The organism is Streptomyces sp. NPDC055078, from assembly GCF_053607985.1.
In genome coordinates this window covers 1-9,745 of record NZ_JBSGUP010000299.1, presented here as the reverse complement: position 1 = coordinate 9,745, position 9,745 = coordinate 1, and the positions used below count along the sequence as shown (strand labels likewise).

The window sequence follows — 9,745 nt, the reverse complement described above, 5'->3', positions numbered from 1 at the left end:
GGACAGCACCCTGGCCACGCATGCCCGCGGGCTGGCGGTGGCGGGGTCGTCCGGCCGGTCGGCGGTGCGCCAGGCGACGACGCCGTCCGGCCGGATCAGGCTCGCCCCGCCGGCGGTGATGCCGAACCGTTCGGCGAGTTCGCCACCGGGGTCGCTCAGACCGGTCGCCGGGCCGTGCACCTCGATCGGGACGCCGAGATCCTTGCTCACGCTCTCGGCCCACTCGGTCCAGCCGGAGCCGTCCTGACCGGTCATCAGCAGCCAGCCCGTGCCGAAGAGGTCAACGGTCGAGATCGGCTCGCCGCCACGCCGAACCCGCACATGCGGCATACGGAACCCGGGCCGGCCGCTGGGCCTGGCCGGGGACTCCACCCTGGCGGCGTCGTCGTCATCGATGACGACGGCGTCGGAGCGGTACCGGAAGCCGAGGATCACCTCGGCGTAGCCGACCGGCTCCGCCATCCGGTCCAGGAGGTGCGGTGCCAGCCGGGAGGCGTAGAGGTGCATCGACTCGTCCATCACCAGTTGGGCCACCAGGCTGCGCTCGGCCCCGTAGCTGTCCAGCAGCCCCGGCCCGGCCCGGCCCGTCAGTACGGCGGCCAGCTTCCAGGACAGGTCGTATCCGTCTCCGATGGCCGTGTTGCCGCCGAGCCCGCCGGTGGGCGGGACGACCTTGGCCGAGTCGCCGACCAGGAACACCCGGCCGACGCGCCACCGTTCGGCGATCCGGGCCGCCATCTCCCAGCGCTGGACGTCCAGCACCCGGGGTTCCAGCCCGGGCGCGTCCAGACCGGTCCGGATCAGCTCGACGCAGCGGTCGACGGTGAAGTCGGCGCTGGATTCACCGCGTTCCGGGTCGTACTCGACCAGGAAGGTGTGCCGCTCGGGCCGGTCGCTGCCGATGAAGATGCCGCTGAACTCGGGATTGCGCAGGTAGTACAGCCCGGACGCGTCCGGCGGGAGCACCTCGGACAGATCGGCCTCGAAGATCGTGCCGACCACGTGGGAGAGCGAGCCATGGCCGTGGCGGGCGATGCCGAGCCCTTCCCGGATGGGGCTGCGGTCGCCGTCGGCGGCGACCAGATAGCGGGCCCGTACGGTGGACTCGGTCTCGTCCGTCCGGTCGCGCAGCACCGCGGTGACCCCGTGGGCGTCCTGCTCGTAGGAGACCAGAGCGGTGGCGAAGCGGATGAGCGCGCCGTTGTCCCGTGCCTGTGCCAGCATCAGCGGTTCGAGCTGGTCCTGCCAGGCCAGTGCCCACGGCATCGGGGAACAGGGCGCTGTGGTGGCGACGAGGTGGTCGAAGCCCTCCTCGAAGGTGCCCAGCACCTCGCCGCGGACGGTCTCGGCGACCCGGGTGGTGAAGTGCCCCTTGGCGCCTCGCCGGTCGGTGACCTCCTGCACCCGCTCGGCGATGCCGCCGACCCGCAGCAGTTCCATCGTGCGGGGGTTCTGGCCGATGGCTCTGGGATGGATGGACGTCGTCGGGTGCTTCTCCGCCATGAGCACGCTCACGCCGAGTCCGGCGAGGAACATCGTCGTGGACAGTCCGCCCAGACCCGCGCCCACGACCAGGACATCCACTTCTGTGTCGGCTGTGGCCATTGTCGTCCTCCCCTTCGGTGCGACGCCCGGACGGTCGCCGGTACCCGAGGGGGAGACTCGCCGGTGCGCTTCGAACTCCGCTGGAGGCCCGTCGGCGCGGACCTCGTGCGGTGCTGCGGGATTCTTCGAGCGCGGTACGAACCCGCACCGGCAGGGTGTGGTCCCATGCGAGTCCTGTTCACGCCGTTCCCGGCGAGCACCCATGTCCACACCCAGGTACCGCTGGCGTGGGCGATGCGGGCCGCGGGACACGAGGTCCGTATCGCCACCCAGCCGGATGTGGTCGAGGACATCAACAACGCCGGGCTGACCGCCGTCGCGGTCGGTGACGTCCTCGACGTACCGGCGACGATGAACCCGGACTACACCGATGAGCCCGAGGAGATCCAGGACGAAGCCTGGCTGGACGTACTCGACATCAGCGAGACCCGGCCGCAGCGGCTGAGCTATCCGTATGTGCACGGGGTGCTCACCGCGTGGACCTCGTTCGTCTACCAGAACACCCTGCCGGACGCCACGACGGAGGAGCTGATCGGTTTCGCCCGTGCCTGGCGGCCCGATCTGGTCGTCTGGGACACCATGTACTACCCCGGCGCGCTCGCCGCCCGGCTCAGCGGCGCCGCCCACGCCCGGCTGATGTTCGGTCTCGATCTGGTGGGGCTGATGCGCCAGCACTACCGGCGCGGGCTGGCCGAACTGCCGCCGGAGCTGCGGGAGGATCCGCTGGAGGAGTGGATGAGCCGTGTACTGCGCCGGCACGGGCGGGAGTTCAGCGAGGACCTGGTCGTCGGCCAGTGGACCATCGATCCCGTTCCGCCGTCCCTGCGGCTGCCGGTGGACCTGCCTTCCGTGCCGGTCCGCTATGTGCCCTACAACGGTGAGGCGACGATCCCCGGGTGGCTGCGGGAACCGCCCCGGCGGCCCCGGGTCTGTCTGACGCTCGGCAGGTCGTTCCGTGAGGTGGTGGGCGCGGACCGGACCTCGGTCGGCGATCTGCTGGCCGCGGTGGCCGAGCTGGATGTCGAGGTGGTCGCCACGTTCAACGCCGACCAGCTCGATCCGGGCACGCGGGTGCCGGACAATGTGCGCGTCGTCGACTTCGCACCCCTGGACGTCCTGCTGCCCACCAGCGAGGCGATCGTCCACCACGGCGGCTCGGGGACGCTCCAGACCGCGCTGGCGCACGGGGTGCCCCAGGTCATCGTGCCGGCCAAGATGTGGTGCAACGTCCCCAAGGCGCACCGGGTACGGGACGCGGGAGCCGCTCTGTGCGTCGAGCCGGAGCGGCTGACGCCGGACGGACTGCGCGCCTCGCTCGTCCGCGTGCTGCGGGAGCCGTCGTTCCGGGCGAACGCGGACAGGCTGCGCCGGGAAGTGCTCGGCACCCCCGCTCCGGCCGACATCGTGCCGGTGCTGGAGCGGCTCACGGCCGAGCACCGGTCGCGCTAGCGGCCGGTACTCGGTTGTACGCGTGCGGGAGCCGGTGCTGTGCGTGCGGGGCCCGGTTATCAGCGTTGCGCGGCCGGTGGTCGTCGCCGCGTCGGCGAAAACCCCTTCTCCGGGTACGGGGCCCGGTGCTCGGCGGGCCGGGCCCGTCCTACGCGGGCGGGGTGCTCCCGATCCGGGGGAACGGGGCGGTCGAGAAGATCACCTCGACCGGCACCTCGAAGTACTCCGCGATCCGCAGGGCCAGATAGAGGCTCGGGCTGTACTCGCCGCGCTCCAGATAGCCCACCGTCTGGTAGTGCACTCCGAGGGCGTCGGCGAGCTGTCTGCGGGTGATGGCGCGTTCCGCCCGCAGTACGGCGATGCGGTTGTGCACCGCTTCGGCACCGGTGCCGGTCCTGGTGCGTCCCTGGTCACCGGTGCGCCGGCCCACGGCGGACCGGCCGGAGCCGGGGCCGGGTTCCGTCTCCCCGGCCACCGGCCCCGCGTCGCCGCGGGCCCGCTCAGCGTTCCTGCTGGATGCCCTCTTACCCAACGCGCTTCAATGCCTCCTGCTGCCGTGCCTCGACCTTCGACCCCGTCTCGCCGCGCGCCGTTCGGCGCAGCACCATCGGTGCGATCAGCAGGGCGACCACGGCCCAGGCCAACAGCACACCCGCGGTCATGGGCCGCCGCCAGGAATCCCCCAGCTCGACCGCGACCGCCGCGTCGGGCAGCAGCGCGGCCCGGGTGCCCAGGCCGAGCCAGTACACGGGGAAGATCTGGGCGATGGCCTGCAGCCAGCCGGCCAGGGAGGCGATCGGGTAAAAGATACCCGAGATCCCCAGCAGTCCCATCGTCGGGAAGATCCCCCAGGTGTTGGCGCCCCGCGGGCTCTTCACCATGGCCCCGATGATCAGGCCGATCGGCAGGGTGGCGAGCAGCCCGAGGACCAGGACCCACAGCAGATTGAACCACTTGGAGAGTTCGCTGGTCACCAGGTCGTCGAAGAGGAACAGGCTGGGGATCAGGATGATCAGCAGGGTGGTCAGGCTGCTCAGTGCGATCCCCAGCACCCGGCCGCTGATATAGCCGACGATGCCCTGCGGCACCGTCTTGGCCCGCAGCAGTGTGCCGTCCTCCCGCTCGGCCGAAAGACCGAACGCCGTCCCGCCCAGGGTCTGGAAGGCCAGGAGGCCCCCGATCATGCTCGGCATGGACAGCGTCGCCAGCGAGAGGTCGGTGCCGTCCACGGTCGAGTTGCGCATGAAGAACAGCACCGTGAGGAAGACGCCACCGAGGAAGAGGTAGTACACGATGTCGCCGGGCGTGGTCAGGGACTGCCGGAACTCGGTCCAGCCTCGGCGCATGCCGAGCCGGACGGCGTACAGGGTGGGGTTCACCGGCTCGCCTCCCGGAAGGCCGCGATCGCTTCGATCGCCTCGTCGGTGCGGCCGGCCTCGAACTGCCGGACCATGGTCATGTAGGTGTCCTCCAGGCTGGCCCGGCGCACCTCCAGATCGCAGATCCGCTCCCCGTGCTGCTTGTACAGCTCGTGGACGAACTTGGCGGCGTCGGGGGTGGCGTGGACGAGGTGTTCACCGTCCTCCACTCTCCAGCGGACCTCGGCCTTGCCCGACGTCTGGCGGGCGAGCTGGTCGGCGCTGCCGTCGGCGACGATCTGGCCCCCGGCCAGGATCAGGATGCGGTCGGACAGCTTCTCGGCCTCGTCCAGGTCGTGTGTGGTGAGCAGGATCGTGGTGTCCTCCAGATCGGAGAGCCGGTGCACGACATCGTGGAAGTCCCGGCGGGCCTTGGGGTCGAACCCGACGGTGGGCTCGTCGAGGAACAGCACCTCCGGCCGTCCGACGATGCCGATCGCCACATCGAGGCGGCGGCGCTGCCCGCCGGACAGTGACCCGATCTTCTGGTCCGCCTGCTCCTCCAGGCTCACCATGGCGATCAGCTCGTCCACGTCCCGTGGGCGGGGCCGCTGCGCGGTGGAGTAGGGCCGGTAGAACTCGCCCAGCTGGGCGAGCAGTTCGCGGACCTTCCACCGCCCGTGGTCGCGCCACGACTGGAGGACGATCCCGAGTCTGGCCCGCCAGTACTCGTCGCCCTTGGCCGGATCGACGCCGAGCACACTGACCTCGCCCGCCGAGCGGGTGCGGAACCCCTCCATGATCTCGATGGTCGTGGTCTTCCCGGCGCCGTTCGGCCCGAGCAGGGAGAGGACCTCCCCCCTGCGGACGCTGAAGTCCACCCCGTTCAGCACGTCCTTCGACCCGTACCGCATCCGCAGACCACGAATGTCGATCACTCGTTCATCGGCTAACCCGCCCGGAGGTCCGGCGGCCTGGCTCAGCTCGTGCAGATCGCTTGCGCCTGCCATAGGCCCTCTACCTTTCGATCAGACTTGTTGGATCGAAGATAGTACGTCTACTACGAACCGTACAAGTCGCGCGTCAACTATTGGTGACTCACCGTGAGAACGGCGGGTCAGCGTGCAAGGGGCAGTTGCAGGGTGGCACCCGTGGCACCGGACCGCAGCCGGCGCAGTACGGGGCCGGTGCGCCGTACCCCGGGCGCCTCGCCCGCCAGCACCCGCAGCCCGGACTCGGTCCCCAGCCGGGCCAGCGGCGCGAGCAGCGCGGCGGGCAGGCCGCTGCCGAACGCCAGGGGCGCCCCGCGCCGTTCCCTGGCCAGGTCGAAGGCGCCCGGCTCCGGATGGGCCCGGGGGTCCCGCTCGGCCGCCTCGACCGCCACCACGACCTGGCTGCCCGAAGCCACGGCCGTGCCGGCCAGTTCGAGGTCCTCCCGCGCGAACAGGGGCACCAGCCGGACCGGCGGGGCGTACCGCAGCGTCTCCCCGACCGCCGCGGGCGCGAGGTCCGGGTCGTCGCACAGCGCCCGCCACTGTGCGGGGTGGTCGAGCAGGGCGGACACCGCGCCGCAGAACAGGGTCGCGGACAGTTCGGGCCCGACGAGGGCCAGCAGCATGCACACCGACCGCGCCTCGTCCGGGTGTGTCGTCCGCAGCAAGGCGCCGACCAGGTCGACGTCGCCCGGCTCCGGGCGGGCCCGGCGGCGAAGCTCGATCACATCGGTGAGCAGGGACCGCATGTCCCCGATGGCTGTGATCAGCTGGTGCGCCGTGCGCAGATGCGGCGAGCACACCATGGCGTCCAGGACACCCGCCGCGCCCCGGCACAGCGCCGCGAAACGGTCGCGCTCGGTGTCCGGTACGCCGAGCAGCTCCCGGACGAATTCCGTGGCGGCCGGGTCCGCGACGTCCGTGCGCAGGTCGAACTCCTTCCCCGCGGCGGCCAGCGCCCGTCGCTGGGCCCGCTCGGCGGCGGGCCGCAGGCGCTCCAGGGCCGCCGAGCCGAGCAGCGGCTCGGTCAGCTCCCGGACCCGCTCGTAGTCGGCCCGGTCGGCGGTCAGGAACACCTCGTGGAACGGCAGGATCTCGCGCAGCGCGGGCACTTCCCACGGCATGGGCTCCCGCTGTTCTTCCTCGCCGGCCGCCTCCGTGCCGTCCAGGCCGTCGGCGCCGGGGGGCCGGGGGCTGAGCCTCGGGTCGCGCAGCGCGGCGGCGGCGACCTCGTGGTCGGCGGTGACCCACGCCTCGGCGCTGCTCCAGTACAGCGGCCCCCGGTCCCGGATCAGTTCGCCGAGCCGGTGCGGGTCGTCGCTCGCGGCCCGCAGCAGCAGGGCGTACGGGTCCTCCTTCGTCCCGATGATCCACTGGACGCCGCGGTGCGTGAGCAGCACCCGGCCCAGTTCGCTGTCGGTCATGCTCACCATGGGCTCAACTCCGCGTCGATATGTCGGTACATCAATTCGGGTCTTCGATGGGGGCGTCGTCAGGAAGCGATACGGGCTGCCGGGGCCTGGCGTGGGCGGCCCGGGTCAGGTCAGGGACAGGCCGCCGTCGACCGGCAGCACCACGCCGGTCAGATAGTGGGCGCCCGGCCCGGTCAGCCGGGTGATCCACCAGGCGATCTCCTCGGGGGTGCCGACCCGGCCCTGGGGCGTCCGGGTACCGACGTGGTGGAGCAGCCCGTCGTACTGCTGGGGCGACATGCCCGCCCGCGGGCCGAACCCGGTGTCGACCACCCCCGGGGCGACGCCGACCACCCGGATGCCGCGCGGTGCCAGCTCCACCGCCCAGGTGCGGGTCAGGAAGTCGAGTGCGGCCTTGGCCGCGCCGTATACGCCGTTGTCCGGCCAGGCCCTGGTGCCGCGCGCGCCGGACGAGCTGATGTTGACCACGGTGCCGCCGCCGTCGGCCGCCAGGGCGTCGAGCGCGCAGCGGGTGAGCAGGACGGGTGCGATGAGATTGGTGGCGAACTGGGTGGTCACCTGCTGCCGGTCGGTGTCGGCGAGGGGGCGGTAGCCCAGGGCCGCCGCGTTGTTCACCAGGACGTCGATCCCGCCCAGTTCGCGCAGCGCGGTGTCCACGACCGTCCGCGGCGCGTCCGGTTCGGTGAGGTCGGCGGGGAGTGTCGTGATGGTGTCGTATCCCTTGGCCGTCTCGGCCAGGGTGTCGGCCGTGCGGCCGACGACGAGCACGGCGGCGCCGTCGTCGGCGAAGGCCCGTGCGGTGGCCCGGCCGATGCCGGAGCCGCCGCCGGTCACCACGACCGTACGCGGAGCGGAGGGCGGAGGGGCGGTGTCAGGCATCGGTCCTCGCAGGGTCGTGGTGTCCCGCCGCGCGGTAGGGAGCCGGTCCTTCGGGCGGTGGCGCACCGGCTCCCGGCCCGTGACTCCGGTGCTCGGCGGTGAGCGCCTCCAGCGCCGGGACGACGTCCCGGGGAGCCGGGGTGGCCAGCGTCTCCCGGCGCAGCCGTTCCGCTCCGGCGGCGAACGACGGCTCGGTCAGTACGCGGTTCAGGGCGTGGCGCAGGGCGTCGGCGGTCAGTTTCCCGGCGTCCAGGTGCAGTCCGGCGCCCGACCGTGCCATCCGTTCGGCCCGGATGCCGTTGTCCCACATGGTGCCGGGGACGAGGATCTGCGGGACGCCGTACAGCAGGGCCGTGTGGACCGTGCCGGAACCGCCGTGGCTGATGAGGGCCGAGCAGCTCGGCAGCAGTACGTCCATCGGTACGAAGTCCACGGCGCGGACGTTGTCCGGAAGCCGGGGGACCTCCCGCAGCTGCCCGGCGTTGAGGGTGGCGACGACCTCGACGTCCAGCCCGGCCACCGCGTCCACCAGTTCGCCGATGGACGCCTGGTCGCCGCCCATCACCTCACGGTGCGACACCCCGAGGGTCAGACAGACCCTGGGGCGCTTCGGCGGTTCGCGCAGCCAGCGCGGGACGCTGCCCCGGCCGTTGTAGGACACACAGCGGACCGGGAGATACGGCAGGTCGACCGGGAGCCGCAGGGAGGTGGGCACGGGGTCGACGGTCCACTGACCGACCACCAGGTCCTCGGTGAACGTACCGCCGTGGCGCTCCATCACCCAGCCGAGCCACTCCCGCATCGGGTCCTCGCGCAGTCCGGCGGGGCGCCGGCGCAGGGCCGCCAGATAGCTCTCCCGCATCCGGCCGACCAGGTCCAGGCCGAACATCAGCCGGGCGTGCGCCGCGCCGGTCACCCGGGCGGCCACCGCCCCGGCGAAGGTCAGCGGGTCCCAGATCACCAGGTCGGGCCGCCAGCCCCGGGCGAAGTCCACCAGCTCGTCGATCATCTCGTTCGACGAGTAGTTCTGGAAGACGGCCGAGGTCATCGCGGTGAACACCCCGTGCATATGGTCGTACGTGAGCTTCTGCGGGCGCAGTTCGTCCATCGCCAGGAGGAGCTGGGCGTCCGGGGCGTCGGCGTCGTCCGCGTAGGTCTCGCGCGACTCGTCCTCCCGTTCCCGCAGCTCCTCCATCACCCGGTCCTCGTTGAGCGCGCGGCCGACGGGCACCGCGGTCAGCCCGGTGCGGGAGATCACCTCCGCCAGGTCGGGGTGGCTCGCGACACAGACCTCGTGCCCGGCGACCCGCAGCGCCCAGGCCAGCGGCACCTGGGCGTGGACGTGGTTGCGCGCGCCGAAGGTCGTGAACAGGACGCGCATCAGCGCTCCCGGGCCGCTCGCTCGACGTGCTCCTTGGCGAGCAGCATCGTCGCGGTGCTGTTGCGGCCCAGCGCGTCGCGGACGAATCCGCGCGCGTCGTCCACGGTGGCGCCCTCCCCGAGGACCGGTACGACGGCTTCGGGGTTGAGGACGACGGTGTGTGTCGAGGTGACGGTGCACCCGGACGGGCTCTTCTCGATCTGCCAGCGGCCGTTGTGGACCGTCATCAGCGCGGGTGTCCTGAGCTGCTTGTAGACGATGGTGGCGGTGGGGAAGCAGACCCGTACGGACTTGGTGGTGTGCACGGCGCCGTTCGGGGTGCGGGTGTCCATCTCCAGCAGCTGTACGTTCGGGGTGTTCTCCTCGACCTCCACCCGCTGCACATGCGGCAGCCGCTGCTGCCACTGCCGCGCGTCGTACAGGAAGTCGTAGACGTCGGCGGGGTCGCCGGCCACCTCCACCACATCGTCGAAGCTCAGCCCCAGGTCGCCGTGTCCGGGCTGCTGTTCCACCGCGTCGCGGAGCGCGGACAGTTCCTTGCCGCTGTTGCCCTCGATGGCCCGGGTGATCCACTCGACGCCGCCGGGGTCGTCGTCCACCGCGCGGAAGTCATGGGTGAGGCGGACGAGCGACCGGGTGGCCGAGAGC

General features: G+C 71.9%; 9 protein-coding genes. 1 reads left to right on the top strand and 8 read right to left on the bottom strand.

Features of this window, described 5'->3' with window-relative positions:
- On the bottom strand, nucleotides 1–1,605 hold a 1,605-nt coding region (gene rdmE, locus ACWF94_RS23435; RefSeq protein ID WP_453491709.1), incomplete at its 3' end, for an aklavinone 12-hydroxylase RdmE.
- A gap of 165 nt (nucleotides 1,606–1,770) precedes the next feature.
- Here rdmE and ACWF94_RS23430 point away from each other — a divergent pair.
- Nucleotides 1,771–3,054 (top strand): activator-dependent family glycosyltransferase, encoded by a 1,284-nt coding sequence (locus tag ACWF94_RS23430; protein WP_453491706.1) that lies wholly within the window; start codon nucleotides 1,771–1,773, stop codon nucleotides 3,052–3,054.
- Nucleotides 3,055–3,202: 148 nt separating this feature from the next.
- Here ACWF94_RS23430 and ACWF94_RS23425 read toward each other — a convergent pair whose 3' ends face one another.
- The 7 genes from ACWF94_RS23425 to ACWF94_RS23395 all read right to left on the bottom strand — a co-directional run.
- Nucleotides 3,203–3,586, bottom strand: a complete 384-nt coding sequence (locus ACWF94_RS23425) for a helix-turn-helix transcriptional regulator (protein ID WP_453491703.1) — start codon at nucleotides 3,584–3,586, stop codon at nucleotides 3,203–3,205.
- Entirely contained in the window at nucleotides 3,579–4,433 is an 855-nt protein-coding gene (locus tag ACWF94_RS23420) for an ABC transporter permease (protein WP_453491700.1), read from the bottom strand. Before ACWF94_RS23420 ends, ACWF94_RS23425 begins: the two co-directional genes overlap by 8 nt.
- A complete protein-coding gene (locus tag ACWF94_RS23415; protein WP_453491697.1) occupies nucleotides 4,430–5,422 on the bottom strand; it encodes an ABC transporter ATP-binding protein in 993 nt (330 codons plus the stop codon). Before ACWF94_RS23415 ends, ACWF94_RS23420 begins: the two co-directional genes overlap by 4 nt.
- Nucleotides 5,423–5,529: 107 nt before the next feature.
- Nucleotides 5,530–6,828, bottom strand: a complete 1,299-nt coding sequence (locus ACWF94_RS23410; protein WP_453491694.1) for a cytochrome P450 family protein — start codon at nucleotides 6,826–6,828, stop codon at nucleotides 5,530–5,532.
- A 114-nt stretch (nucleotides 6,829–6,942) separates the two neighbouring features.
- On the bottom strand, nucleotides 6,943–7,716 hold the full coding sequence (locus ACWF94_RS23405) for an SDR family NAD(P)-dependent oxidoreductase (RefSeq protein ID WP_453491691.1): 774 nt from the start codon (nucleotides 7,714–7,716) through the stop codon (nucleotides 6,943–6,945).
- Nucleotides 7,709–9,097 carry an activator-dependent family glycosyltransferase gene (locus tag ACWF94_RS23400; RefSeq protein WP_453491688.1) on the bottom strand — a complete coding sequence of 463 codons (1,389 nt, stop codon included), beginning with the start codon at nucleotides 9,095–9,097 and terminating at the stop codon, nucleotides 7,709–7,711. The genes ACWF94_RS23405 and ACWF94_RS23400 overlap by 8 nt, the downstream gene beginning before the upstream one ends.
- The coding region (locus ACWF94_RS23395; protein WP_453491685.1) for an SRPBCC family protein at nucleotides 9,097–9,745 on the bottom strand (649 nt) is incomplete at its 5' end. The genes ACWF94_RS23395 and ACWF94_RS23400, both read right to left, overlap by 1 nt.

Bases quoted from the DNA above. Each gene is read 5' to 3' on its own strand.
- ACWF94_RS23430 (WP_453491706.1), top strand. From the start codon at position 1,771: ATGCGAGTCCTGTTCACGCCGTTCCCGGCGAGCACCCATGTCCACACC.
- ACWF94_RS23415 (WP_453491697.1), bottom strand. From the start codon at position 5,422: ATGGCAGGCGCAAGCGATCTGCACGAGCTGAGCCAGGCCGCCGGACCT.
- ACWF94_RS23410 (WP_453491694.1), bottom strand. From the start codon at position 6,828: ATGACCGACAGCGAACTGGGCCGGGTGCTGCTCACGCACCGCGGCGTC.
- ACWF94_RS23405 (WP_453491691.1), bottom strand. From the start codon at position 7,716: ATGCCTGACACCGCCCCTCCGCCCTCCGCTCCGCGTACGGTCGTGGTG.
- ACWF94_RS23400 (WP_453491688.1), bottom strand. From the start codon at position 9,097: ATGCGCGTCCTGTTCACGACCTTCGGCGCGCGCAACCACGTCCACGCC.